Here is a 24,978-nt window from a genome sequence, read left to right as displayed (position 1 = left end):
TCGTGCTCGGGTACTCGGGACGGTCGGCTCACTGCACGCGGGGGCGCTTGCCGGAGGAGGACATCGGTTCCTCCTCCTCCATCTCGTCCGGTTCGTCGGGCAGGTGCACGTCGTTGACGGCGATGTTCACCTCGACCACCTCCAGGCCGGTCAGCCGCTCCACCGCCTCGATGATGTTCGCCCGGACGTCGGTGGCGAGCCTGGGGATGACCACCCCGTACTCCACCACCAGCGCGATGTCGATGGCGGCCTGCTTCTCCCCGACCTCCGCCTTGATGCCGCGCCCGACACTGGACTTGGAGCCCGGGACCCGGTCCCGCATCGCCCCGAACGTCCGGGTGAACCCGGAGCCCAGCGCGTGGATCCCCGGCACCTCCCGGGCCGCCATGCCGGCGATCTTCTCCACCACGCCGACCGCGAGCGCCGTACGCCCGCGCTCGCCGCTCGACTGACTCTCCGTCATGCCCTTCTGCAGGTCCGCGGGCGTTGGGGTGTGGGGCTGCGCCATCTCGGTTCTCCTGACGTCCGACTCCAGATATATCGCAAATCACCCCAACTCTGACATTCCGCCACGCCTGACGCACCGCCAGGACAGCAACCGGGCGGCGCCTACAGGCCGGCGATGTCCCGCAGCCGGCGGGCCTGCGCCTCGCGCTCGGCGGCGCGCTGCGCGTCGTAGTCGCGGCCACCGGCGCCCTGGAGGAGCGCCTTGGTCTCGATCACCGCGGCGCGGGGGGCGGACAGCAGGGCCGCGGCGAGGTCCTTGGCGGCGGAGCCGAGGTCGCCCGCCGGGACGGCCAGGTTCGCGAGGCCGATGGCGACGGCCTCCTCCGCGCCGACCCGGCGGCCGGTGGCGCAGATCTCCAGCGCGCGGCCGTAGCCGACCAGATCGGTGAGGGGCTTGGTGCCGGTGAGGTCGGGGACCAGGCCGAGGGAGGTCTCCTTCATGGCGAACTGGACGTCCTCGGCGACCACCCGCAGGTCGCAGGCGAGGGCCAGCTGGAAGCCGGCGCCGACGGCGTGGCCCTGGACGGCGGCGATCGAGACCAGGTCGGCGCGGCGCCACCAGGTGAAGGCCTCCTGGTAGGAGGCGATCGCGGCGTCCAGGTCGGCGTCGCTGGAGGCGGCGAGCTGGAGGAAGCCGGTCTCGCCGGGGATGCCCTCCGGAGTGAACATGGCACGGTCGAGGCCGGCCGAGAAGGAGCTGCCCTCGGCCTGCAGCAGGGCGACCCGGACGGTGCCGGGCAGGGCGCGGCCGACCGCGGCGAGGGCGCGCCACATCGCCGGGGTCTGGGCGTTGCGCCGGCCGGGGTCGCAGAGCGTGACGGTGGCGAGTTCGCCGTCCAGGTCGAGGCGGACGCCGGCCTGCTCCCACGCGGTGCGGTCGGCGTCGGGGATGTGGGTGGTCATGGCGGTGCTACCTCCAGCGGCAGGGCGGGGACGCCCGCCGACCCCGACGGGCTACTGGAGAGTAACAAAGCCCCTGATCCACGTACAGGAACAGCGGCGGAAAGGTCCGGACACGGCGGTCGGCGGCTCGGGAGAACCCGGCCGCCGATCCGTGTGGAGCGTGGTGCAGGACGAGCAGCGCACTCAGGCGCCGAGGGCGGTCGGGCTGCTCGAACGCCGCCCGCCGAAGGTGATGGATCGTCAGGAATCGCTGGCGGCAGCGGCCTTGCCCTTGCCGCGGGTGGCGCCGCCACGACCCCGGAGGTTCACCCCGGACTCGCTGAGCATGCGGTGGACGAAGCCGTAGGAGCGGCCCGTCGCCTCCGCGAGGGCGCGAATGCTCTCGCCGGAGTCGTACTTCTTCTTGAGATCGGCCGCGAGCTTCTCACGCGCGGCACCTGTTACCCGGCTGCCCTTTTTCAGAGTCTCGGCCACCCGTGCCTCCTCGTAGAGGTGATCGGTCAGATTCCCATGATCACCCATAGCAAGGCTCCTGGCCACCCATTCGACAAGGTCGGTCGCCGGAAAGCGGGCGCGGGTGGTGGTGTTCGCTCCGCACCAGGGCGCTCACGGAGGGTGTGCGCGCCCCTCCGCGGTTCGCTCCGCCGAGCGAATCCGCTGATCAGCCCGGACCGTCAGGAGGCAAACCGCACGTCTCGACATCCGAAACGGAGGGGCCGGTGCCGGTGTTCCCGTGATCGACGAAGTACGAGTTCTTCTGGTACCCGCGCCCTACTCCGCGTCTACTCTCCGGCCCGTCGGTTCAGGCCAGCGACACCAGGTCGTGGTAAGCGGGGCTCCACAGGTCCTCGACGCCGTCGGGAAGCAGGATGATCCGCTCCGGCTGGAGCGCGTCGACCGCACCCTCGTCGTGGGTTACCAGCACCACCGCGCCGGTGAAGGAGCGCAGCGCGCCGAGGATCTCCTCGCGGCTGGCCGGGTCCAGGTTGTTGGTCGGCTCGTCGAGCAGCAGCACGTTGGCGCTGGAGACCACCAGGGTGGCCAGCGCGAGCCGGGTCTTCTCACCGCCGGAGAGCACCCCGGCCGGCTTGTCGACGTCGTCGCCGGAGAACAGGAAGGAGCCGAGGATCTTGCGGATCTGCACCAGGTCGGTGTCCGGCGCGGAGGAGCGCATGTTCTCCAGCACGCTGCGCTCGGGGTCGAGCGTCTCGTGCTCCTGGGCGTAGTAGCCGATCTTCAGGCCGTGGCCCGGGATCACCTCGCCGGTGTCCGGCTTCTCCACGCCGGCCAGCATCCGCAGCAGGGTGGTCTTGCCGGCGCCGTTGAGGCCCAGCACCACGACCTTGGAGCCGCGGTCGATCGCCAGGTCGACGTCGGTGAAGATCTCCAGCGAACCGTACGACTTGGACAGGCCGGACGCGGTCATCGGGGTCTTGCCGCAGGGCGCCGGGTCCGGGAAGCGCAGCTTGGCGACCTTGTCCGAGACCCGCGCCTGCTCCAGGCCGGAGAGCAGCTTCTCGGCGCGGCGGGCCATGTTCTGCGCGGCGACCGTCTTGGTGGCCTTGGCGCGCATCTTGTCGGCCTGCGCGTTGAGGGTGGCGGCCTTCTTCTCGGCGTTGGCGCGCTCGCGCTTGCGGCGCTTCTCGTCGTCCTCGCGCTGCTGCTGGTACTGCTTCCAGCCCATGTTGTAGATGTCGATGGCCGCGCGGTTGGCGTCCAGGTAGAACACCTTGTTGACGACCGTCTCGACCAGGTCGACGTCGTGCGAGATGACGATGAAGCCGCCCTTGTACGTCTTCAGGAAGTCCCGCAGCCAGACGATCGAGTCCGCGTCGAGGTGGTTGGTGGGCTCGTCGAGCAGCAGGATGTCGGCGTCCGAGAAGAGGATCCTGGCCAGTTCGACGCGGCGGCGCTGACCGCCCGAGAGGGTGTGCAGCGGCTGGCCGAGGATGCGGTCGGGCAGGCCCAGCGCGGCGGCGATGGTGGCGGCCTCGGCCTCGGCGGCGTAACCGCCCTTGGTGAGGAACTCGGTCTCCAGCCGGGCGTACTTCTTCATCGCGTTGTCGCGGGTGGCGCCCTTGCCGTTGGCCATCCGCTCCTCGTTCTCGCGCATCTTCTTCAGCACGGTGTCGAGGCCGCGGGCGGAGAGGATGCGGTCCCGGGCGAGCACGTCCAGGTCGCCGGTGCGCGGATCCTGCGGCAGGTAGCCGACCTCGCCGGAGGAGGTGACCGTGCCGCCGGCCGGGAGGCCCTCGCCCGCCAGCACCTTCGTCAGGGTGGTCTTGCCCGCGCCGTTGCGGCCGACCAGGCCGATCCGGTCGCCGGGGGCGATCCGGAAGCTGGCGGACTCGATCAGGATGCGGGCGCCGGCACGGAGCTCCAGGGCGTTCGCGGAAATCATGGCTGGGGTCACTCCTAGACGTGGGTATGGCACTCAGCCATGGACTCCAGTCTACGGGAGCGCGCGAACCGGTTTCCGGGACGGCCCGGGGCCGCTCACTTCTCGCAGACCGTGGCGGCCGTCGCGAACGGGACCGAGGACGCGCCGCAGGCCGCCTCGCGCGCGCCGAGCGTGGTGTCGTACACCCAGCCGCCGATCACCGGGCCGTCCTCGACCCGGACCCGGTGGCCGTCCAGCGCCCGCATCACCACGTCGGGGCCGGTGTTGAGGAAGTTGCCGTGCTCGGTGAGCGAGAACACCAGGACGCCGCCGGGCAGTTGGCGGGCCCCCGCGGTGGTGGTGGGCGGGCAGACCCGCGGTACCAGCACCGCGTCGTCGGTGTGCGCCGAGCGCGCCGGCTCGAAGGTGCAGCCCGTCGGAGGGCGGGAGTTGAAGCGCAGGTCGCCGTCGCGCTCGCGGAAGCCCATCAGCAGGCCGGGGGTGACCACCGTCACGAACGCGTCGTTCACCCGGTCCGCGGACGGCTGCAGGGCCAGGGCGGCGCGCTGCACCATGAGCTGCTTGCGCTGCTCCTCGGTGCGGGCGTCGGCGCCGGGCTCGCCGTCGGCGCGCAGCCAGTCGGAGAGGCCGGGGACGCCGCGGTGCCAGCGCACCGAGCGATCGGTGGTGTTGACCGCGGTGACCATGCCGTCGTCCCACAGCACCACGGCGTCGTCGCCGACCAGGGTGAGGTACAGCGCGGTCGCGCCCTCCCGGCGGTAGGACCACAGGTGCTCGCCGGTGGCCTTCGCGTAGGCCTCCATGCCGGGGCCGACCTTCAGCTCCAGCTCGCCCGCGGTGGCCGACTGCACGCTCACCGGGCTGGCGTCCGCCGCACCGGGCAGCACCTGGTCGCCGAACGGCTCCGGACGGTTGGCGTGCGCCGCGGCGCCGGCCGCGAGGACCAGCAGAACGGCGGCGGCGGGCAGGACCGATCGGGGCGACAGACTGCGCAGCGGATTGAAGGACACGGCCGGAGCGTACCGTCCGGGCGGCGGCCGGGGCTTGCGGATTACGGCGTGGCGGCGCGTCCCGTGTCGCAGGTGGGGGCGCTTATGCCGATCTCACGCGACCCGTTCCGACCTGCGCCGCAGCGCGCCGGTGCGTGGCGGCCGGGCAACCGGGGTACGCGTGCGAGGGGCCCACGGACTGTTACAGAGGTGAGACGGAATGCAGTTTGACGACGACGCCGAGCTGGACACCGCCCAGGTGCAGGACCGGCGGGGCGTCCCCGGCGGCGGGCTGGCGATCGGCGGCGGCGCGGTCGGCATCCTCGGGCTGATCGTCGCGCTGCTGTTCGGCGTCGACCCGGGCCTGTTCGGGGCGGCCGACCCCACCGCCGCGCCGCCGGTCGGCCAGGCCACCAGCTCGGCGCAGCTGGCCTCGGCCTGCCGGACCGGCGCGGACGCCAACCAGCGGCAGGACTGCCGGATCCTGGCGGTGGTCAACAGCGTGCAGGGCTACTGGCAGGGCGACCTCGCCGCCCGCGGCCGCAGCTACGCCCCGGCGACCACGGTGCTGTTCACCGACCGGGTGGCGACCGCCTGCGGCACCGCGACCTCGGCGGTCGGCCCGTTCTACTGCCCGGGCGACCGCAAGGCCTACTTCGACCTGGGCTTCTTCGACGACATGAGCCGGCAGCTCGGCGCGCAGGGCGGCCCGTTCGCCGAGGCGTACGTGGTGGCGCACGAGTACGGGCACCACGTGCAGAACCTGCTCGGCACCACGGGCAGGGTCGGCGCCGACCGGCAGGGTGCGGACAGCGCCTCGGTGAAGCTGGAGCTGCAGGCCGACTGCTACGCGGGGGTGTGGGCGCACCACGCCACCACCACTCCGCAGGCCTCCACCGGCCGGCCGCTGATCACCCGGCTGACCGACCGGGACATCGCGCTGGCGCTGGACGCCGCCGAATCGGTCGGCGACGACCGGATCCAGCAGCGGGCCACCGGCCGCTCCAACCCGGAGACCTGGACGCACGGCTCCTCCGCGCAGCGCTCCCAGTGGTTCACCACCGGCTACCGAACCGGCGACCCGGCGAAGTGCGACACGTTCGGCTGACCGGACCGGCGGATGACTCTTTGGGGTGACCTGCGGCATTCCTGACGCTCTGTCAGGATACGCTCCGGGGGCCGGTGTTGTCCCTGGACCCGTTCGGAGAGCCCATGCGTCTCGGCCGCCTGACCCTGGCCGCCGCCGCTCTGCTGCTGGTGACCACCGCGAGCGTCCCCTCGGGCACGCCGCTCAGCCAGACCGAGCGGCACGCGGCCCTCTCCTCGGACGCCATCCAGCCGCGCGGCGCCGCACCCCGCCCGGTGGTGCAGCGGGCCAGCCACGAGGTGCCGTTCGGCGCCTTCGTCGGCTCCTGGGACAGCTACATCCCGAACATCGCCCGGATGGCGTCCTGGCTGAACAACGCCAACCTGCAGGTCGGCCACACCTACCTGGCCGGCAACGGCTGGCAGGACATCGAGGGCGAGCCGATGGTGCTCGGCCTGTGGTCGCAGTGGCGGCAGTCCGACCCGACCAGGCGACTGGTGCTGGGCGTCCCGATGCTGGTCCCCAACGAGGGCAACGTGCCGGACGCCGAGGTCGCCCGGCTGCTGGCCCGCGGCAACCAGGGCGAGTTCGACCAGCACTTCCTGCGGCTGGCCCGCAAGCTGGTCGCGCTGGGCGGCGGCGACGCCGTCATCACCCTGGGCTGGGAGATGAACGGCGTCACCTACACCTCGCGCTGCAAGCCCGACCCGGGCGCCTGGAAGGCGTACTGGCGGCGGATCGTCGGCGTGCTGCGCTCGGTGCCGGGTCAGCACTTCTCGTTCGACTTCGCCCCCACCCGCGGACTGGACGCGATCCCCTGGACGCGCTGCTACCCCGGCGACGACGTGGTCGACATCATCGGCATGGACAGCTACGACCAGCCCGCCGGCGGCACCTTCGACGAGTACGTCTCCGAGCCGTACGGGCTGCAGGACCAGGTGGAGTTCGCCGCCAAGCGCGGGAAGCCCGTCTCCTACCCGGAGTGGGGGCTGTTCCGCAACGGCGACAACCCCGAGTTCGTCCGCCGGATGGTCGAGTGGATGCGCACCCACGACACCGCCTACCAGACCGTCACCGACTACTGCCCGCACGGCTTCTGGCAGTGCAAGGAGAACCCGCGCTCGGCCGCCGTCTACAAGCAGCTGATGTCGGGCTCGGGCGGCGCGGTCGGGCCGGTGAAGGCCTCACCCCGGTAGGCGCCGCGCCAGCGCCTCCTTCAGCTTCGGCAGCCTGGTCCGCAGCAGGTGGACGGCGGCGATCCGGGCCCGCACCCGCAGCGCCCGGGCGGCCGCCCACGGGGCGAGCCGGCCGGGGCCGAGCACCAGCCGCTGGTTGGGCAGCGCGTCCGGCCGCCAGCGCTGCTTGTACGGCTCCTGGCCGCGCAACAGGCTGAGCTGCGGGATCTCCGCCGCCCTGACCTCGTCGAGGGCGGCGCCGAACAGCAGGCCCGCGATGTCCAGGCGTTCGCGCAGCTCCGGGTGCGCCCCGTACAGGTACAGCCCGCCGAACGGGTTGCAGAGCAGCACCAGGTTCACCGCGACCACCTCGCCGTCCAGCTCGAAGCGGTGTATGGCCGCCCGGCGGGTGGCCACCAGCGCGGTGGTGGACTCGGTCAGGTGGCGGGCGAAGCGTTCGCTGCGGTGCTCCGGAGTGACCCCGCGGTCCTGCCACTGCAGGAAGTGCAGGCGCAACAACTCGCCCACCGTGGCCGGGACTTCCTCGGGCGTGGCGGAGTGCACCAGGATCCCTGCCTGGGCGATCCGGCGGAGCTTCACCCGGCTGCGCTGCGCGGTCTTGCCGGGCAGCCGCTTGAGCAGCTCCTCCATCGGCACGGCCGGCAGGTACTGGCAGAGCGAGTCGGCGAACCGGTGGCGGCGGCCCCGCCAGTGCGCCCAGACCCGCTGCACGGACGCCTCCGGGTGCACCTCGCGCAGTTCCAGGCTGTGCCAGGGCAGGCGCAGCGGCAGCGCCGCGGCCAGCTCGGCGGCGGCCCGGTCGGCGCAGGCGTCGTCCAGCAGCACGTCGGTGAAGTCGACCAGCCCGGCGCCCAGGTTGGTCAGCCCGCCGAACGGCCCGCGGCGGCGCAGCGCGGCGGCGCCCACCAGCCGGCCGTCGCGGCGGACCAGCACCAGCACCAGCGCGCCGGGCCGGCCGTACTGCCGCCACCAGGACGCCAGCCAGGGCGCGGCCTGGAAGGCGGTCGCGGTGGCGCAGCGCCGGTACAGGTCGTCCCAGTCCTCGGTGACCAGGTCCAGGGCGTCGTCGTCGCGCAGCACCTGGGAGGTCCACTGCTCGCGGTCGGCGGCCTCCCGGGCGGGCTGCGCCGGCACCCGGGGTTCGGCGCCCGCCTTCTGACGCAGCCTCACCTGGCGCCCCCGGCGACCGGCGCCGCGTCCCTGCCTGCGGGTGCGGGGGCCTCGGCCTGGGCGGGCAGCGCGGGTTCGGCGGCCGGGCCCTCCTTGCGACGGGTGAGCATCACCAGCGCGCCGACCAGCACGCCGGCCGCCGCGCCGACCGCGGTGTCCAGGGCGGCGGACGGCGAGGCGGGGGACTCGGGCGCGGCGGCCGCGGCCAGCGGGACCAGCTTGACCCCGGTCTCCTTGCTGCTGGTGTTGCCGAACGCGATCAGCGACTTGGCGACCGCGTCGGCGTTCTTCACCGCCTCGGCGGCCAGCGCGCCGGTGCCGGTGATCTCGATCACCGGGGCGTCCGGCGAGGTGGTGCCGCGCACCAGCCCGGCCAGCGTGGTCACCGAGTGCCCGCTGTCGGCGGCCGCCCCCAGCAGCACCTGGGGCTGCCCGGCGAGCCGGCCGTACGCCTGGGCGAAGTTGACGGCGGTGGAGGTCTCGCCCGGGTTGGTCGGCACCACCACCACGTAGGAGCTGGCGGCGTACGAGGGGTGCGAGACGGCGGCGTAGCCGGCGCCGGCCGCCGCGCCGAGCGGAACGGCGACGGCCAGCGGCCACCAGCGACGGGCCAGCGCGCGGGCGCTGCGGCGGGGATCGGACATCGGTGACTCCAGGAACGGTAGGAGGGTGAGGGCGTGTCAGTGCGCGGCCGCGCGTCGCCGCGCCGGTCGACGGGGACCGGGCAGGGCGGCGGCCGACTCCCGGTAGAGCTCGGCCAGTTCGGCCGCGATCCGGGCGATGTCGTAGTGCGCGACGGCGGGCGGCGCCGGTGCCGGGCCGGGGCGGGCCAGCGCCAGCAGGGCCAGCTCGCGGGCGTAGGAATCGGGGTCGGAGGGCAGTTCGCGGGCGTGCGGGGCCGCGGCCGGGGGCAGTTCGGCGAGCGCCGGGCAGGCCGAGTGCAGCACCGGCAGTCCGGCGGCCAGGCCCTCCAGCACGGCCAGGCCGAAGGTCTCCTGCCGGGACGGCGAGACCAGCACGTCCATCGCGGTGAGCAGTTCCGGCACGTCGTCGCGTTCCCCGGTCGGCACCACCCGGCTGCGGACGCCCAGCTGCTCGGCCAGCGCGAGCAGGTCCTCGCGCTCCGGGCCGGCGCCGACCAGCAGCAGCCGGGCGTCGGGGAGCCGGACCAGGGCCCGCAGCGGCACCTCGAAGCGCTTGCCCGGCACCAGCCGGCCGACCGCGCCGATCACGAACGCGTCCGTGGGAAGGCCCAGTTGGGCACGGAGCCGGACCCGGTGGGCGGACCGCTCGGCGGCGCCGAAGCGGTACCGGGCGGCGTCCACGCCGTTCGGCAGCAGCCGCACCCGGCCGGCCGGCACGCCCCAGTCGTCGAGCACCCCGGCGACCTGGCCGGACACCGCCAGGGTGGTGCGGCCGAGCCGCTCCGCGCCCAGGTACAGCGCCCGGACCCCGCGCGAGGTGGGCCGGCCCTCGATCATCCCGGCCTGCAGCGAGTGCTCGGTGGCCAGCACGGCGCGCACGCCCGCCAGCCGGGCGGCGAGGCGGCCGTACAGCATCGCCCGGTAGAGGTGGGTGTGCACCAGGTCGTAGCGGCCGGCCCTGATCAGCCGGGTGAGCCGGGGCAGCACGCCGAGGTCGCGGTTGCCGCGCATGTCCAGGTGGTGGACCCGGAAGCCGCCGGCGCGCAGTTCGCGGGCGACCGTGCCGGGATTGGTCAGGGCGGCCACCTCGTGCTGCTGGTCCTTCGGCAGGTGCCGCAGCAGCAGCGCGAGCTGGCGTTCCGCCCCGCCCGCGTGCAGGCCGGTGACCACGTGCAGGACCTTCATCGCCGCTCCCCCGCGGCCGCCCGCGGCGGGGCCCAGCGCAGCCCGGTCACGGCGTCCCGCCAGCGGTGCCGGCCGTGTTTGGCGCGCAGCCGCCAGGCCCCGTCGCGGTCGCCGACGTAGCAGCGCGGCAGGGCCCAGCGGCCGGTCAGCGAGGAGTGCTCGATGGCACAGGCGTAGTCGTAGCCGGCCTCGCGCACCGCGCGGGTGGCGGGCAGGTCGACCGCGCCGTACGGGTAGCAGAAGCCGGTGACCGGCCCGTCGATCAGGTCCTCCAGGGCGCGCCGGCTGCCCCGGGTCTGCCGCAGCAGGGCGGCTTCGGACAGGCCCGGCAGTGCCTGGTGGCCGAGGCCGTGCGAGCCGATCTCCCAGCCCGAGGCGGCGAGTTCGGTGACCTGGTCGACCGTCAGCAGCTTCTTGCGCGGTCCCTCGACGTCCCAGCCGTTCTCGGTGCCGAGCAGGTCGGGCACCACGTACGCGGTGGCGGTGAAGCCGTGCGCGCGCAGCACCGGGACGGCGTGCCGGGCGAAGTCCGCGTAGCCGTCGTCGAAGGTCAGACCGACCAGCCGGGACTCCCGGCCCCTGGCCTGGGCGGCGAGCAGCTCCCGGACGCTGACGCCGCGGCGGCCGGTGCGGTGCAGCCAGTCCATCTGTTCGGCGAACCGCTCCGGGCCGACCGTGAGCAGGTACGGATCCTCGTCCTCCTCGGCGACCGAGTGGTACATCAGGATCCAGGGCGCGAGCCTGGGAGCGAGGGCCTGGGCCGGCAGGCGGGGGTCAGCGTCCATGCGGCTTCCCTTCGGCGGCGGGTGAGGGTGTGTGCGGTCCCCTGGTCCGGGCGGCCAGGGCCAGCACCGGGCCGCGCACCTCGGCGGCGCCGAGCAGCGCGCCGAGGCCGGCGAAGACCACGAGGACGGTGCTGCCGCCGAGCAGGGCGGCGGGCAGCGGGGCGGCGACGGCCCGGGTGGTGAGCGCGCCGAGCAGGGCGGCGGCGACGGCCGCGGTCAACAGCCGCAGCTGGCCGGCGAGCACCCGGCGCAGCCGCAGCGCGATGCCGCGCAGCAGCAGGCCGCGCAGCAGCAGTGCGGCGGTGGTGGTGATCCCGGCGGCGTTGCCGGCGGCCAGTCCGAGCGCCCCGAACCGCGGGGTGGCGGTGACGCCGACGACGCAGGTGACGGCCAGTCCGACGGCCATCGCGCCGACCGGGTACCAGTCCAGCCAGGTGGTGCGGTCGCCCTCGGCGCGGGGGGTGTCGGCGCGGCGCACCACGGGGCGGACGCAGAAGTACGGCCGCACCATCACGCCGATCATCGCCTGCGCGGGCAGCCCGAAGGAGTACACCCGGATGACCGCGGCGGTGGCGGAGGTGTCGGCGGCGCCGAACGCGCCGCGCTGGAACAGCAGGGCGACCACCGCGGGCGCGCAGGCCATCAGGAAGGCGGTGCCGAGCAGCACCACCGCGGCGGCCTGGCCGAGGTCCTTCTCCACCCGGTCGCGGGCCGCGGCGAGGTCGCCGGCGGCCAGCGCCCGGGCCACCACCGGGAAGGTCACGGTGACGATCAGGATCGCCGAGGTCATCGCCAACTGGCTGATCTTGGCGGCGTAGTTGAGGTGCGAGATGGTGCCGGGCGGAAGTCCCGAGCCGAGGTAGCGCTCGATGAACACCTGGGCCTGCCGGGTGAGCGTGAACGCGGCCACCGGCAGCAGTGCCAGCGGGATCAGCACCAGCCCGCGGGCGGAGCCCCGCCGCAGTCCGCGCCGGCGGTGCTCGCGCAGCCGGCGGGCGAACGGCAGCAGCAGCACGCCGGCCATCAGCCCGCTGCCGAGGGCCACGCCGAGCGCGGCGGAGCGCACCCCGAGCAGTTGGTGGCCGCTCAGCAGCAGCGCCAGGATGCCCAGGTTGTACATCACGTAGATGACGGCGGGCGCGGTGAAGGAGTGCAGGGCGCGCAGCGCGGAGGCGAGGTACCCGGCGAGGCCGAACGGCAGGATGGTGACGGCGGTGATCCGGGTGCAGGTGACGGCCAGCCCCGGGTCGGCCAGACCGGGGGCGAGCAGCTCGACCAGCCGGGGTGCGCCGAGCGCGACCGCCCCGGACAGCGTGCACAGCGCGAGCAGCAGCCAGGGCAGCGTGGCGCGGGTCAACTGCCGTACCGGGTCCGGCCCGTGCGGACGCTCCTCGCGCAGCACCAGGGCCAGGCTGAAGGCCGGGACCATCAGGAACGCCATCGCGTCCTCGATCAGCAGCGGCGCGGCGGTCTCCGGCACCGTCCAGGCGACCAGGAACGCGTCGGTGCCCTGGTTGGCGCCGAAGTAGCGGGCGAGCAGCAGGTCGCGCAGCAGCCCGAGCCCGGAGCCGGCCGCGCTGAGCAGCGCGGTCACCCCGAAGGCCTTGGCCAGGAAGCCGCTCGGGGCCGGGTCCGCACCGGCCGCACGCGGGGCCGGCACGGTCGTCGGGGCTACCTCGGCCACCGGCTGATCGGTCGTCATGCTCCGCTCGCTCCGCGGCAGTCGGGGCCGGGCAGGGCGGTGCGGGCGGCCAGCCCGAGCACCACGGAGGTCAGCACGGTGGTGGTGCCGCCGATGTCGGCGTAGAGGAAGTCCCAGAGCACCCAGCAGAGCAGCGCGAGGGCGGCCAGGCCGGGGCCGGCGGCGCGGCGCAGGCAGCCCAGCAACAGGGCGAGGAACAGGGCGAGGTAGGCGACCACGCCGAGCAGTCCCTGCTCGCTGAGCACCAGGAAGTACATGTTGTGCGGGGACAGCAGCGGCTCGCGCTGGAAGCCGATGGTGGAGTCGGCCGCGTCGCTGCCGGAGGAGAGCCGCAGCGGGGCGTGGCTGTCGCGCAGCTGCTGGAAGGCCTTGGGGCCGGCGCCGGTCAGCGGGTGGTCCTGCCAGATCCGGCCGGCGGTGGACCACAGGTCGTAGCGGTCGGAGACCGACTGGTCGGGGGCGGCGGAGACCGAGCCGATCGAACTGAGCCGCTGGGTGACGCCGGAGGCACCCAGGCCGAGGCCGCCGACCAGCACCACGGCGGCGGCCGCGCCGACCAGCACCCCCTTGACGGCCAGTCGGGCGTCCGCGCGCAGCAGCAGCACGCTCGCGGCGACGGCGGTGGCGATCCAGCTGCCCCGGCTGAAGGACACCGCGAGCGGGAAGGCCAGGAACGCGGCGCTGGCCCACATCGTCCGGCGCAGCAGCCGGTGGCCGCCCGGGCGACGTTCGGCCAGCGCCAGGCCGAGGGCGGCCAGCAGTCCGTACGAGACCACGCTGGACATCGCCATGATGTCCAGCGCGCCGAAGGTGCCCACGGCGCGGATCGGCTGCCCGGCGTAGGAGGCGCCGGTGCGGGTCAGGTACTGGTCGACGCCGACCGCGCCCTCGATCAGCGCGGCCAGTACGAAGGAGCCGAGCACCAGCCGCCGGTCCAGGGCGTCGCGGACGGCGAGCAGCACCGCGGCCGGGACCAGCACGAAGATCTGGGACAGCCGGACGAAGCCGGTGAGGCTGGACGCCGGGTCGATGGAGTGCACGGTGGCGACGGCGGCGGCCAGCACCACGCCGCCGAACAGCGCGCAGGCGGCCGGGTCCAGCCGGGGCAGCCGGCCGCGCAGCAGGTCCACCGCGATCAGCCCGACCAGGGCGAGCGAGGCCAGGTCCGCCGGGGTGACGTGCACGGACGCGGAGACGTCCTTCTCCCCGGTCGGCACGCACACCAGCAGGACCGTGGCCGCGGCCAGCCAGCTCGGCCGGGCCGGCACTATCCGAGTCAACCGCATTGCGGGGTGCGGGAGTTGCAGGGTGATGGCCATGAGGTTGTGTCAGCTCCCGTCCGGGCGGACCACCAGGGCCGCGGTGCGCAGCAGGACCTTGGCGTCCTGCCACAGGCTCCAGCCCTCGATGTAGCGGTTGTCGAAGCGCGCCCGGTCCTCGATCGAGGTGTCCCCGCGCAGGCCGTTCACCTGGGCCAGGCCGGTGAGCCCGACCGGGACCCGGTGCCGGTCGGCGTACTCGGGGTACGCCTGGCCGAACCGCATGACGAAGTACGGGCGTTCGGGGCGCGGGCCGACCAGGCTCATGTCGCCGCGCAGCACGTTCCACAGCTGGGGCAGCTCGTCCAGCGAGGTCTTGCGGAGGAACTTGCCGATCGCGCCCATCCGGTGGTCCTGGGCGATGTTCCAGCGGGTGGCCGACTCGTGCTCGTCGGACGGGCGCAGGGTGCGGAACTTGAGGACGGTGAACACCCGGCCGTCCAGTCCGGTGCGCTGCTGGCGGAACAGCACGCCCGGGCCGGTGTCCCAGCGCACCGCGAGGGCGCAGGCGGCCAGCACCGGGGAGATCAGCAGCAGGCCGAGGCCGGCCGCGGCGATGTCGAAGCCGCGCTTGACGATCCAGCCGCCGCGGCGCATCGCGGGGGCGCCGAGGCGCAGGCAGGGGAAGCCCCACAGGTGGTCGCCGGCGCCCTGCACCGAGTCGTACTCGCGCAGGCCGGGCACCAGCCAGACCTGGCAGCCGAGCCGGGCGGCGTGCCGCAGCGCGGCCAGCGTCTCGGCCTCGTCGGCGGCGCCGGCGGTGGCCACCACGTGGTGGATCCGGTAGCGGCGCAGCACCCGGCCGAGCACCTCGCGGCCGCCGAGCACCGGCAGCGGGCTGCTGGGCGGCAGCAGCACCGGGTCCGGGTCGAGGTAGCCGACCGGGCGCAGGCCGTACTCGGGGCGGGCGGTGAGCACGGCGGCGATCCGCTGGCCGAGTTCGCCGGCGCCGAGCAGCAGCACCGGGCTGGGGCGGCGGCGGCGGGCCTTGCGGGTGAGGTGGTGGACGAAGGCCCGGCCGAGCGCGGCCAGCGGCAGCATCAGGAACAGCAGGGCGATCAGCCGCAGCGGGCTCATCGGGCCGAGGCCGGCCCAGCGGCCGGCCAGGCAGGCGTCGGCGGTGATCGCGAACGCGGTGGCGACGGCGGCGCGGGCGGCCAGGGCGGGGAACTCGTCGAGGGCGGACAGGCTGAGCCGGCTGCGGTAGAGCCCGCCGGCCAGGTTGAGCGGGAGCAGGGCGGGCAGCAGCAGGGCGGCGAAGGCGGCCGGCCGGGTGCCGGCGGGAGTGGTGGCGGCCGCGGCCAGGCCGGCCGCCAGGGCGTCGGCGGCGGCCAGCGACAGCGGGAGGGCGACCCGAGAGTGCAGCCGGCCGCGGTGCCGGCCGACTCCGGCCGAGGTCCGGGGCGCGGCCGGCTTGGACCGCGGCCGGGCCTTGGGCCGGTCGAGCACGCCGGTGCGGCTGGTGTGTCGGGCCGGGCTCGCCACGGTTCTGCCCGCCCGCGGCACACTCTCGTGGTCAATGGTCATCAGCGCACGAACTCCCCTGCTGTGTACCCGCCGTGGCCGGGCAGCCGGACCGGACGCGCGCCGGCCCGGCGCCCCGACCCGGCGGACGCGGTCCAGGTAAGAACCTGCTGCCGTGAGAGGCAGTCGACCATTTCTATGCCGAAAATGGAGACGAAGCAGGCGAAATCAGACAATACCGAACACCCGTTGCCACGCAGGAGGCTGACATGCCAGTTCATTCCGCCCGCCCAATAATCAGACTTTCAGGAAAGAAGGCCGCACCTGCGCCGGCGGGCGTTCCTGGTCTGACAAACGATCAGAACCGCTGCGGGACACGGTTCGTACGACCGCCCGGCACCACCTGGGATCGAACAATCGTCCGGTAGATCGCCGCCACCTGCTGAATCGTTCCGCGAATATCATGATGATCTGCCACGTGCGCCCTGGCCTCCGCCCCACGCCGTTCGCACTCGATCCGATCGCCGAGGAATTCGACCAACCGTTCGGCCATCGCGCCGGAATCCCCCACCGGCACCACCGAGCGGCCGCGCTCGGCCGGCGGCAGGCATTCCCGCGCGCCCGGCACGTCGGTCAGCAGCACCGGCCGGCCGCAGGCCATCGCCTCCAGCGGGGCCAGCGCCATCCCCTCCCAGCGCGAGGGCAGCACCGCCAGGTCGGCCGCCGCCAGCCACAGCCGCGGATCGGCCACGTCGCCCACCATCCGCACCCGGGACGGCTCGGGCAGCCCGCGCACCTGCTCCGCCAGCGCCTCGGCGTCCGGCCCGCCGCCGACCAGCACCAGCCGGGACTCCGGCCGCGCGGCCTGCACCTTCGCCCAGGCGTCCAGCAGCACGTCCTGGCCCTTCTGCCGGCACAGCCGCCCCACGCACACCGCCAGCGGGTCGGACTGGTCCAGGCCCAGCGTCATCCGGGCGGCCCGCCGGGACGCCGGGTCGGCGGGCGCGAAGTGCTCCAGGTCCACGCCGTTGGGCACCACCCGCCAGTCCGCGAGCAGCCCGGCGGCCTCGCCGTCCGCCCGCTCCCGCTCGCTGACGCACAGCACGGTGCGGGCCCAGCGGGTGGCGTGCCGCTCCCAGCGCAGGCTGGCCGCCGCCAGCGCGCCGTCCACCGCGGCGAACGACCAGGCGTGCGGCTGGAACACCGTCGGCAGCCCGCCGCGCGCGGCCAGCCGGCCGGCCAGGCCGGCCTTCGCGCTGTGCAGGTGCAGCACGTCCGGCTCGGTGCGGCGCAGGATCCGGCGCAGCCGCCAGGTCTCCCCCGCGGTGCTCGGGCCGGGCGAGCGTTCGGCGGGCCAGTCCAGCACCCGGGCGCCGGCCGCGGCCGCCTCGCGGGCCAGCCGGCCGCCGGACGGACAGGCCACCAGCACCCGGCACCCGGCCGAGCGCTGCCCGCGCACCAGGTCCACCACCACCCGGGCCACCCCGCCGTCGACCGGCTGGGACACATGAAGGATCGTCATCTGCACGGCCCGGAGCCTAAGTTGGCGACACCCCCCGCCCGGGCCCGCTTCACCCGTCCCGGGGAAGCGGAACACCCGTACGGCTGACTCTCCGTACGGGTGTCCGAATGCTGGTGCGGCTCAGCCGAGTTCGGCCGCCAGGTTGGCCAGCACCTGGTCGTGGATCCGGTTCAGGCCCTTCGGCGCGAAGGTCCGCTCGAAGAACCCGCCGATGCCGCCGGCCCCGGTCCAGGACGCCTCCACCGTCACCTTGCTGCCGCTCTCGCCGACCGCGGAGACCGTCCAGGTGATCACCATCGAGGAGTTGCCGTCGGTCTCCACCAGCTTCTCGGGGCTGGGCGCGGAGACCGTGAACAGGCAGTCCCGGACCCGCTTCTCGGTCGCCTGCAGCTTCCAGTGCACCTGCGTCCCCGCCCCGGTCCCGCCGGCCCGCACCTCGTACTCGCTGTACTGGGCGGGCAGCAGCTTCGGCCGGGTCACCGCGTAGTCGGCCAGCGCCTCGTACACCCTGGTCGGCCCGGCCTGGTACGTCCGCTCGGTGGTGGCGTGCACCTTGCCCATCGCTTCACTCCTCTGTCTGCCGCGAGACGGTCCCCGCCGGTGCTGCCAAGCCAACCACCGCCGCCGCACCCCGCCAAAACCGGGGCCGCCTGCCCGGCCGGCCTGCGGTCGGCGCGCAGCGCGCGGATCTGCTCCCGGTCGGCCCGCGTTAGGGTGGGCGGATGCTCGATGTGGTGACTGCGGTGCGGTACGTCGATCCGTTGCGGGCGGGCGGGTCGGTGCCCGGGGTGGTGGAGGCGGACGACCTCGGGACGTACGTGGTGAAGTTCACGGGGGCGGCGCAGGGCGTGAAGGCGTTGGTCGCCGAGGTGATCGTGGGCGAGCTGGCGCGGCGGCTGGGGCTGCGGGTGCCGCCGCTGGTGCTGGTGGACTTCGATCCGGCGGTGGCGGCGGCGGAGCCGGACCAGGAGATCCAGGACCTGCTGCGGGCCAGCGAAGGGCGCAACCTCGGAATGGACCTGCTCCCCGGTGCCCGGGACTTCCGGCCGGGGATGATCGAGGTCTCGCCGGCCGAGGCGGGCCGGGTGGTCTGGCTGGACGCGCTGACCGGGAACGTCGACCGCAGCGTGCACAACCCGAACCTGATGGTCTGGCACGGCAGACTGTGGCTGATCGACAACGGCGCGGGCCTGGTCTTCCACCACCGCTGGTCCTCCGCGCACGCCTCGGTGCACAAGCGCTACGACCTGAGCGGCCACGCCCTGGGCGGCTACGGGCCCGACCTGGCCGCCGCCGACGCGGCCCTCGCCCCGCTGGTGACGCCCGAACTGCTGCGCGAGATCGCCGGGTCGGTGCCGGATGCGTGGCTGGCCGACGAGCCCGGCTTCGAGTCCCCGGCGGCGGTGCGGGAGGCGTACGTCGAGCACCTGGCGGCGCGGGTGGCGCACTCGGCGGCCTGGCTGCCGGAGGGCTTCGCCACGCCGGAGCAGATCCGGGCCGCCGAGGAGCGGGCGGCCGCCGCGAGGCTGGCGGCGCGCCCGTCCTGGCTGAAGCAGGTGCCGAACCGGGCCGGTCTGGCTCCGGTGGAGTCGGACTGGTCCCGGCACGTCACCGGCGAGTGAGCTGACGCAGGGTCAGTTGCGCCACCAGTCCGCGGCCTTGGCGGCGGAGACCACGCCCGCGCCGTAGAAGCCGTTGTTCTCCGCGCCGCCCTCGCAGGTGGCGTTCCACGCCCCGGCGCCGCCGGGGTTGTAGACGCCGGTCGGGCAGGCGTGCGCGTCGGCCTGCTTCACCAGCAGGCTGCGCAGCTGGTCGGGCCCGGCCCACGGGTGGGTGGAGGCGAGCAGCGCGACCACGCCGGTGACGTGCGGGGACGCCATCGAAGTGCCCTGCATGTAGGCGTACTTGTTGCCGCGGACGGTGGACAGCACCCGGCCGTTGTGGTCGGGGGTGTCCGGCAGCTGGTAGCGGGCGTCGCCGCCGGGGGCGGCCACGGCGACCTTGTTCAGGCCGTAGCTGGAGTAGTAGGACTTGTCGCCCTTGACGCCGACCGAGGAGACCGCGACCACGCCGGGGAGTTCGGCGGGCAGGTCCAGGCAGTTGGCGTCGATGGGCCGCTCGACCGGGGTGGTGTCGTCCGGGCTGCTGACGTCGACGGTCTTGTGGGCCAGGTCGATGTTCTCGTTGCCGGCGGCGGCGACGTTCAGCACGCCGCCGCGGCGGGAGTAGTCGACGGCCCGGCGGACGCCCTCGGTGATGGCGGCCTGGTCGGGGTCGTCGGCGCAGTTGAACATCCACGGGTCGACGTAGTAGCTGTTGTTGGTGACCTTGAAGTGGTGTTCGGCGGCCCAGACGAAGCCGCAGATCGCGTACTCGGGGTAGATGAACCCGCCGTCGTCGACCACCTTGACGGCGGCCAGCCGCACGCCGGGGGCGATGCCCTCGATGCCCTTGCCGTTCTTGGCGGCGGCGATGGTGCCGGCCACGTGGGTGCCGTGGTCGCTGCTGGTGGGCTGCCAGGACTGCCAGCTGGTGTCGGCCTTGCCGCTGAGGCAGGAGGCGGACAGCGCGGGGTCGACGTTGGCGGCCAGGTCCTCGTGGGTGGCGTCGATGCCGGAGTCGAGCACGCCGACCACGACGGAGCGGCTGCCGAGGGTGGCCGCGTGGGCCTGGTCGACGCCGATCTGCCGCATGTCCCACTGGTTGGCCCAGAGCGGCTCGCTGCCGTCGGCCGGGGCGGCGGCGGGTACCGCCGCCTCCTGGACGGTGTCCTCCACGTCGGCCTGGATGCCGGCGGTGCGGCTGGCGCCGACCGAGTCGATGGTGTTCGAGCGGCGGAGCTTGGCGGCGAAGCCCGGGTCGTTCGAGCGGGCGATCACCACTCCTATCTGCTCGTAGGAGGCGACCACGCTGCCGCCGGCGGCCTCGATCTCGCGCTCGGCCTTCTTGGTCTGGCCGTGGTTGGCCTTGGTGTTCACCACGTAGTTGAGCAGGGGCCCGTCGGCAGTCGCGGCCGAGGCACTGGTGGCCGGCAGCGCGAGTGCGCCCGCCGTGGCCAGCGCGAGGCAGGCCGCGGCGAGTGAAGTACGGCGGATCCGGGGAACGCTCATAGGGGTTGACCCTCCCGAGTGTGGCGGACGCGATCGAGGGTGATCGAAGGCGCACGAATGGGCCGGAGACTATTCACCTCATATGACAAAAATCAAGAGGTAGTAAAGCAATCTCCTCACAACGGGCGAGTGCCCGGTCCGCTGTCGGTCGGACCGGGCACTCGCGCTCGGGTGATGATGGATCAGGTGACGGCCGGTCAGCCGCCGAACAGGTCGCCGTAGGTCGCCATCGCGGTGGCGATGTCGGCCTGCGCCCAGAACCGGTGGTAGGTGAACGTCGGGGCCGCGCCGCCGTTCAGGTAGGACTGGACCTTCGCGAAGGACGGGTCGTTCTTGTACCAGGACCGGATCGACAGGAAGGTGGAGCTGCTGTTGATCGGGTCGCCGTTGGGCATGGTGCCGGTCCAGCCGCTCGGCACCGAGACCGAGTCGTTGAACCGCTTGTAGTCGGTGCGGGTCTCCGGCACCGAGATGCCCAGCGCGTCCTGGTTGTTGGTCCACATGCCGTCGAGCAGCTTCTGCGCCGCGGTCTTGGCCGCCGCGTTGCCGGACTTGGCCGCGTAGTAGGACAGCAGCTTGGCGTAGGAGCCGGCCACACCGACGTCGTTGGTGTAGTCGACCACGCTCACGTGCAGGCCGGTGTTGGCGCCCGGGGAGGCGGCGTTCCAGGTGTCCGGCTTGCCGCTCCAGGCCAGGGTGGACGGGATCTGGTAGCTGCCGTCGGCGTTGAAGGTGGTCTTGGACAGCGCCCAGGTCACCCACTTGTCCAGGATGGCCTTGGCCTTCGGGTCGTTGCTGGAGTAGTAGTACTCCGCCATCCGCTCCAGGCCCCAGGCCTGGAAGCCGAACCACTGGTTGGAGGCCGGGTCGTGGTAGACCGGCGCCTCGTCGTAGAACATCCCGTAGAAGGTCGGGGTGCCGGTCGGCGGGGTCCCGTAGTTGCCCTCCCAGCTGTTGGTGGCGCCGCCCGCGATCGCGCCCTCGGAGGACTGCAGCCACTGGGTGAACTCGACCTGACGGCCCATCGAGGTGGTCCAGTCGGTCTTGCCGGTGGTCGACTTGGGCGCCATCGCCGGGTCGTTGACCAGCGCGTACGCGGCCATCGGGTTCTGGTAGCCGCCGTGCGCCGCGCTGTCGCCGATCCGCCAGGCCCAGCCGGCCGAGGTGTCGGTGGCGCCGCCCCAGGCGTAGTACCAGGACAGCAGGTAGTGCTCGGAGTCCTTGCCGCTGCCGGCCGCGCAGGAGGTGGCGCCGACGCAGTTGCCGACCTTCTTGAAGTACTTGTCGAAGAACGAGTACCGCAGGTAGTCGCCCATCTTGCCGGCCTTGGCCACCGTGGTGGCGACCTGCGAGCCGTTGCCCTGGGCCTTGGCCCAGGTGTCGGCCCAGTAGGCGGCCTGGATGGCGCGGGCGTCGGCGTCCGGCGCGTCGGTGTACTTCCACTGCTTGGCGTAGGAGCTGTCCTTGACGAACAGGTCCAGGTAGCCGTTCTTGCCGCCGTAGGTGAACTTGTCGCAGGTGGGCTGCGGGATGGTCTCGAACACCGACTCCTGCGCGCCGCGCTGGTAGGTGTTGATGAACGAGGGACCGGTGTCGGTCGGGCCGGCCTCGCACTTGCCGGGCGCGTTGCCGTAGCCGTACACGTTGTCGACGTCCTGCAGCCAGTGCATGCCGTAGATGTCGTCGGTGCCGTACGCGCTCTTCAGCTCGCTGGCGATCGGGTCGTTGCCCGCGGTCACCGAGGTGTCCAGCGCCGCCGGGTAGTCGCTCGGCAGCGGGCGCTCGGGCGCGTAGGTGGCCGGCTTCGAGGCGTTGTAGTACGAGTTGGTCGGCTGGTCGACGTGACCCGGGATCATGTACGTCTCCATGAGCGTCCATGCCGAGTTGAACTTCGTCCAGTCCTGGGTCACCCGCCCGTACTGGGCCTCCAGCCAGAGCAGGTAGGAGTACGCCTCCGAGGTGGTCTCGTGGCCCTGGTCGGGGGCCTCGACCAGCAGGGTCTCCACCGAGTGGTAGGGGATGCCCTCGGGCGAGAAGTAGCCGTTCGCCGGGTCCTTGATCTTGTTGTAGAGCTGCAGGAACCGGTCGTTGTACACGCCCGAGGCGGCGGCCAGCTCGGTCACCGTGACCGCCGAGGAGGTGTACCCGGTGGCGGTGGAGGTGAAGGTGGCCGAGCCGGTGGAGGAGGCGTCGGCGGTGAGCGTGACGTTCTGCGCCGTCGACCAGTTGCTCGGCGTGAAGGTCAGCGTCGCACCGGAGCTGATGGACAGTCCGGTGTTGCCCGCGCTGCGGGTGGTGGTGACGGTGACGTTGGCGCTCGGCTGGCTGGACAGCTTCACCGCGAAGCTGCCGGTCTTGCCCTGGTTGACCGACAGGGTCAGCGGGGTCGCGCTGATCGACGGGCCCGACGCGACGGTGACGCCCGCCGGGGTCGACTCGCTGCTCGCGCCCAGGCTGTCGTACGCCTTGGCGTAGATCGAGTGGTTGCCGCTCGCCGCACCCGTCCAGCTGTAGGTGTACGGGGCGGTGGTGGCGGTGCCGAGCAGCGTGGTGTTGTCGTAGAACTCCACCTTGCTGATCGTCGCGCCGTCCGCCGCCGAGGCCGTGGCGGAGAGCGGAATCGCCGCACCCGCCTGGTAGTTGGCGCCCGGGGCAGGGCTGGTCAGGGTGGTGGTGGGGGCCGCGTGCGCACCCGTGCAGCTGGTCCCGTTGACGGCGAACGCGGTCGGCGCCGTGTTGGTGCCGCTGTAGCTGAAGTTGGCGCCGGCGGTGGCCGAGCCGCCTGCCGCGATGGTGGTCGCCCAGGCCGGGGCGGCGACGGTGACGTTCTTGCCGGACTGGCTCCAGGTGCCGTTCCAACCGGAGCCCGAGAGGGTCTGGTTGCCGGCGTAGGAGTAGGTGAGCGTCCAGCCGTTGAGTGCGGCGGTGCCCTTGTTGTTGATCGCCACGTTGGCGGTGAAGCCGCTGCCCCAGTCGTTCGTCGTGTAGTCGACGGAGCACTGGACGACGGCGGCGGAGGCCGGGACGGCGACCGCGGTCGAAAGGCCGGCGGCGAGCAGTGTGAGGGCGGCGGTGACCGCCGACACCCGGTTACGGCGTGGAGACAAGACGGCTCCTCGGATGGGGGTGGGTGGGGGAGTCCGAAGACGGAAGCAGGGAGACGGATCCGGGGAGCTTGCGGCCTGCCCTGGGGTGGATCCGCGGGGCTGTTCTGTGGGAGCGCTCCCAAATATCGAGAGGGTCATGCGGGCTGTCAAGAGAGTGAGCGCAGCCGAAGCGTGTTGGCAACTGCCTTACCCCTGGCTATGGTTCGGGGCGGGCCTGTGGGAGCGCGCCCATATTTCCCTCTCCGAGGAGCCGGACATGTCCGTCCGCACCACCACCCTGGCGCTGGTCTCGGCGCTGGCCGCGACCGCTGCGGCCACCCTCGCGCTCACCGGCGCCGGCACCGCCGCCGCCGCCGGGGTCCAGTGCTCGGTCGACTACACGACCAATGACTGGGGCAGCGGCTTCACCGCCAACGTGAAACTTACGAACGCCGGCGCCTCCGCGATCAGCGGCTGGAGCATCGGCTACTCCTACACCGGCAACCAGACGCTCTCCGGCTCCGGCTGGAACGGCACCTGGAGCCAGTCCGGCAAGAACGTCACCATCGCCGCCCCGGCCTGGGCCACCAGCCTGGCGGCGGGCGGCTCGGTCACCGCCGGCGCCAACTTCTCCTACAGCGGCAGCAACGCGGCCCCGACCTCGTTCACCGTCAACGGCGCGGCCTGCAACGGCGCCTCGACCCCCTCGCCCTCGGCCTCCGCCTCGCCCTCCCCCTCCGCGTCGGCCTCGCCGTCCCCGTCCGCCTCCGCCTCCCCGTCGCCGTCCGCCTCGGGGTCCGCCTCGCCCTCGCCGTCCGGGAGCACCGGCACCGGTGACGGCAAGGCCCCGGCGCTGCACGTCGCGGGCAACCAGCTGGTCGACGCGAGCGGCAAGCAGGTCGTCCTGCGCGGCGTGAACCGCTCCGGCATGGAGTTCATGTGCGTCCAGGGCTACGGCTTCAGCGACGGGCCGGTGGACGGCGCGTCGATCGCCGCGATCAAGAGCTGGAAGGCCAACGCCGTCCGCGTCCCGCTCAACGAGGACTGCTGGAACGGCTACGCCGACGTCAAGCCGGAGTACGCGGGCGAGAACTACCGCACCGCGGTGAAGAACTTCGTCTACGCGCTGCGGGACGCCGGGATCACCCCGATCGTCGAGCTGCACTGGTCGCAGGGCCTCTACACCGGTAACTCCGCCGGCTGCTCGGACGTCAACTCGACCTGCCAGAAGCCGATGCCGGGCGCGGGCGCGGCGACCTTCTGGAGCTCGGTGGCCACCACCTTCAAGAACGACCCGTCGGTGGTCTTCGACATGTTCAACGAGCCCTACCCGGACCGCGCCGTGTCCGGCCTCGACCAGGCCTGGAACTGCTGGCGGGACGGCGGCAGCGCCTGCCCCGGCATCAACTACACGGTCAGCGGCATGCAGACCCTGGTGAACAGCGTCCGCACGGCCGGCGCGAACAACGTGATCATGCTCGGCGGCCTCGCCTACTCCAACGACCTCGGCCAGTGGCTGGCCCACAAGCCGACCGACCCGGCGGGCAACCTGGCCGCGGCCTGGCACGTGTACAACTTCAACACCTGCTCCAGCCAGTCCTGCTGGAGCTCCACGGTGGCCCCGGTGGCCGCACAGGTTCCGCTGGTGATCGGCGAGATCGGTGAGAACGACTGCGCCCACGGCTTCATCGACCAGGTGATGTCCTGGGCCGACGCCGCCAAGGTCTCCTACCTCGGCTGGACCTGGAACACCTGGGACTGCGCCCAGGGCCCGTCGCTGATCTCCAACTTCGACGGCACCCCGACCGCGTTCGGTCTGGGGCTCAAGAACCACCTGCTGGCCGTCAACTGACGGGCCATCAGGTGTGGGCGCGGCCGTCCGGACTCCCCCGGGCGGCCGCGCCCGTC

The 24,978-nt window shown here is 73.2% G+C and carries 20 protein-coding genes; 4 read left to right on the top strand and 16 right to left on the bottom strand.

Annotated elements, in window-relative coordinates:
- Nucleotides 1–28 precede the first annotated feature (28 nt).
- From BX266_RS25830 to BX266_RS25810, 5 genes are all read right to left on the bottom strand, one after another.
- Nucleotides 29–508 (bottom strand): Asp23/Gls24 family envelope stress response protein, encoded by a 480-nt coding sequence (locus BX266_RS25830; protein ID WP_099903572.1) that lies wholly within the window; start codon nucleotides 506–508, stop codon nucleotides 29–31.
- Between the two features lie 101 nt (nucleotides 509–609).
- Complete coding sequence (locus tag BX266_RS25825) at nucleotides 610–1,410, bottom strand: enoyl-CoA hydratase/isomerase family protein (RefSeq protein WP_099903570.1); 801 nt, start codon at nucleotides 1,408–1,410, stop codon at nucleotides 610–612.
- A 240-nt stretch (nucleotides 1,411–1,650) separates the two neighbouring features.
- Nucleotides 1,651–1,884 carry a helix-turn-helix domain-containing protein gene (locus BX266_RS25820; protein WP_180290610.1) on the bottom strand — a complete coding sequence of 78 codons (234 nt, stop codon included), beginning with the start codon at nucleotides 1,882–1,884 and terminating at the stop codon, nucleotides 1,651–1,653.
- A 328-nt stretch (nucleotides 1,885–2,212) separates the two neighbouring features.
- On the bottom strand, nucleotides 2,213–3,811 hold the full coding sequence (locus tag BX266_RS25815; protein WP_099903566.1) for an ABC-F family ATP-binding cassette domain-containing protein: 1,599 nt from the start codon (nucleotides 3,809–3,811) through the stop codon (nucleotides 2,213–2,215).
- Between the two features lie 95 nt (nucleotides 3,812–3,906).
- On the bottom strand, nucleotides 3,907–4,821 hold the full coding sequence (locus BX266_RS25810) for a hypothetical protein (RefSeq protein ID WP_099903564.1): 915 nt from the start codon (nucleotides 4,819–4,821) through the stop codon (nucleotides 3,907–3,909).
- Nucleotides 4,822–5,020: 199 nt separating this feature from the next.
- On the opposite strand from BX266_RS25810, the gene BX266_RS25805 reads away from it, so the two are divergent.
- Entirely contained in the window at nucleotides 5,021–5,908 is an 888-nt protein-coding gene (locus BX266_RS25805) for a neutral zinc metallopeptidase (RefSeq protein ID WP_099903562.1), read from the top strand.
- A gap of 104 nt (nucleotides 5,909–6,012) precedes the next feature.
- Entirely contained in the window at nucleotides 6,013–7,083 is a 1,071-nt protein-coding gene (locus BX266_RS25800) for a glycoside hydrolase family 26 protein (RefSeq protein WP_099903561.1), read from the top strand.
- On the opposite strand, the gene BX266_RS25795 is transcribed toward BX266_RS25800, so the two are convergent.
- The 9 genes from BX266_RS25795 to BX266_RS25755 form a co-directional block, all read right to left on the bottom strand.
- A complete protein-coding gene (locus tag BX266_RS25795; protein ID WP_099903559.1) occupies nucleotides 7,072–8,253 on the bottom strand; it encodes a GNAT family N-acetyltransferase in 1,182 nt (393 codons plus the stop codon). The genes BX266_RS25800 and BX266_RS25795 overlap by 12 nt on opposite strands.
- Complete coding sequence (locus BX266_RS25790) at nucleotides 8,250–8,897, bottom strand: lipopolysaccharide biosynthesis protein (protein WP_099903557.1); 648 nt, start codon at nucleotides 8,895–8,897, stop codon at nucleotides 8,250–8,252. The genes BX266_RS25795 and BX266_RS25790 overlap by 4 nt, the downstream gene beginning before the upstream one ends.
- Nucleotides 8,898–8,933: 36 nt before the next feature.
- Complete coding sequence (locus tag BX266_RS25785; protein ID WP_099903555.1) at nucleotides 8,934–10,082, bottom strand: glycosyltransferase; 1,149 nt, start codon at nucleotides 10,080–10,082, stop codon at nucleotides 8,934–8,936.
- Complete coding sequence (locus tag BX266_RS25780; RefSeq protein ID WP_099903553.1) at nucleotides 10,079–10,867, bottom strand: polysaccharide deacetylase family protein; 789 nt, start codon at nucleotides 10,865–10,867, stop codon at nucleotides 10,079–10,081. The genes BX266_RS25785 and BX266_RS25780 overlap by 4 nt, the downstream gene beginning before the upstream one ends.
- Entirely contained in the window at nucleotides 10,857–12,569 is a 1,713-nt protein-coding gene (locus BX266_RS25775) for a lipid II flippase MurJ (RefSeq protein WP_099903551.1), read from the bottom strand. Before BX266_RS25775 ends, BX266_RS25780 begins: the two co-directional genes overlap by 11 nt.
- Entirely contained in the window at nucleotides 12,566–13,888 is a 1,323-nt protein-coding gene (locus tag BX266_RS25770) for an O-antigen ligase (protein WP_099903549.1), read from the bottom strand. Before BX266_RS25770 ends, BX266_RS25775 begins: the two co-directional genes overlap by 4 nt.
- 9 nt (nucleotides 13,889–13,897) lie before the next feature.
- Entirely contained in the window at nucleotides 13,898–15,415 is a 1,518-nt protein-coding gene (locus tag BX266_RS25765) for a sugar transferase (RefSeq protein WP_099903547.1), read from the bottom strand.
- Between the two features lie 295 nt (nucleotides 15,416–15,710).
- Complete coding sequence (locus BX266_RS25760) at nucleotides 15,711–16,874, bottom strand: glycosyltransferase (protein ID WP_099903545.1); 1,164 nt, start codon at nucleotides 16,872–16,874, stop codon at nucleotides 15,711–15,713.
- Nucleotides 16,875–16,994: 120 nt separating this feature from the next.
- The gene (locus BX266_RS25755; protein WP_099903543.1) at nucleotides 16,995–17,435 is read right to left on the bottom strand and encodes an SRPBCC family protein; all 441 of its coding nucleotides are present in this window, start codon (nucleotides 17,433–17,435) and stop codon (nucleotides 16,995–16,997) included.
- Between the two features lie 161 nt (nucleotides 17,436–17,596).
- On the opposite strand from BX266_RS25755, the gene BX266_RS25750 reads away from it, so the two are divergent.
- Nucleotides 17,597–18,496, top strand: coding sequence for a HipA family kinase (locus BX266_RS25750; protein WP_099903541.1), 900 nt, complete (start codon nucleotides 17,597–17,599; stop codon nucleotides 18,494–18,496).
- Nucleotides 18,497–18,508: 12 nt separating this feature from the next.
- Here the strand turns inward: BX266_RS25750 and BX266_RS25745 are convergent, their stop codons facing one another.
- Entirely contained in the window at nucleotides 18,509–19,984 is a 1,476-nt protein-coding gene (locus tag BX266_RS25745) for a S8 family serine peptidase (protein ID WP_099903539.1), read from the bottom strand.
- A gap of 197 nt (nucleotides 19,985–20,181) precedes the next feature.
- Nucleotides 20,182–23,091: a glycoside hydrolase family 48 protein gene (locus BX266_RS25740; RefSeq protein WP_259464847.1), complete on the bottom strand. Its 2,910-nt coding sequence runs from the start codon at nucleotides 23,089–23,091 to the stop codon at nucleotides 20,182–20,184.
- A 256-nt stretch (nucleotides 23,092–23,347) separates the two neighbouring features.
- Between BX266_RS25740 and BX266_RS25735 the strand changes: the two genes are divergently transcribed.
- Nucleotides 23,348–24,922 carry a cellulase family glycosylhydrolase gene (locus BX266_RS25735; RefSeq protein WP_099903537.1) on the top strand — a complete coding sequence of 525 codons (1,575 nt, stop codon included), beginning with the start codon at nucleotides 23,348–23,350 and terminating at the stop codon, nucleotides 24,920–24,922.
- Nucleotides 24,923–24,978 lie beyond the last annotated feature (56 nt).

This window comes from Streptomyces sp. TLI_171 (assembly GCF_003610255.1).
Classification (GTDB): Bacteria; Actinomycetota; Actinomycetes; order Streptomycetales; family Streptomycetaceae; genus Kitasatospora.
This window is presented reverse-complemented; position numbering and strand designations above follow the sequence as displayed.

Excerpts from the sequence above, each read along its gene's own strand:
- BX266_RS25780 (WP_099903553.1), bottom strand. The coding sequence starts at position 10,867 with ATGGACGCTGACCCCCGCCTGCCGGCCCAGGCCCTCGCTCCCAGGCTC.
- BX266_RS25755 (WP_099903543.1), bottom strand. The coding sequence starts at position 17,435 with ATGGGCAAGGTGCACGCCACCACCGAGCGGACGTACCAGGCCGGGCCG.
- BX266_RS25765 (WP_099903547.1), bottom strand. The coding sequence starts at position 15,415 with ATGACCATTGACCACGAGAGTGTGCCGCGGGCGGGCAGAACCGTGGCG.
- BX266_RS25745 (WP_099903539.1), bottom strand. The coding sequence starts at position 19,984 with ATGAGCGTTCCCCGGATCCGCCGTACTTCACTCGCCGCGGCCTGCCTC.
- BX266_RS25815 (WP_099903566.1), bottom strand. The coding sequence starts at position 3,811 with ATGATTTCCGCGAACGCCCTGGAGCTCCGTGCCGGCGCCCGCATCCTG.
- BX266_RS25800 (WP_099903561.1), top strand. The coding sequence starts at position 6,013 with ATGCGTCTCGGCCGCCTGACCCTGGCCGCCGCCGCTCTGCTGCTGGTG.
- BX266_RS25775 (WP_099903551.1), bottom strand. The coding sequence starts at position 12,569 with ATGACGACCGATCAGCCGGTGGCCGAGGTAGCCCCGACGACCGTGCCG.
- BX266_RS25785 (WP_099903555.1), bottom strand. The coding sequence starts at position 10,082 with ATGAAGGTCCTGCACGTGGTCACCGGCCTGCACGCGGGCGGGGCGGAA.
- BX266_RS25760 (WP_099903545.1), bottom strand. The coding sequence starts at position 16,874 with ATGACGATCCTTCATGTGTCCCAGCCGGTCGACGGCGGGGTGGCCCGG.
- BX266_RS25805 (WP_099903562.1), top strand. The coding sequence starts at position 5,021 with ATGCAGTTTGACGACGACGCCGAGCTGGACACCGCCCAGGTGCAGGAC.
- BX266_RS25825 (WP_099903570.1), bottom strand. The coding sequence starts at position 1,410 with ATGACCACCCACATCCCCGACGCCGACCGCACCGCGTGGGAGCAGGCC.
- BX266_RS25735 (WP_099903537.1), top strand. The coding sequence starts at position 23,348 with ATGTCCGTCCGCACCACCACCCTGGCGCTGGTCTCGGCGCTGGCCGCG.
- BX266_RS25790 (WP_099903557.1), bottom strand. The coding sequence starts at position 8,897 with ATGTCCGATCCCCGCCGCAGCGCCCGCGCGCTGGCCCGTCGCTGGTGG.
- BX266_RS25770 (WP_099903549.1), bottom strand. The coding sequence starts at position 13,888 with ATGGCCATCACCCTGCAACTCCCGCACCCCGCAATGCGGTTGACTCGG.
- BX266_RS25830 (WP_099903572.1), bottom strand. The coding sequence starts at position 508 with ATGGCGCAGCCCCACACCCCAACGCCCGCGGACCTGCAGAAGGGCATG.
- BX266_RS25750 (WP_099903541.1), top strand. The coding sequence starts at position 17,597 with ATGCTCGATGTGGTGACTGCGGTGCGGTACGTCGATCCGTTGCGGGCG.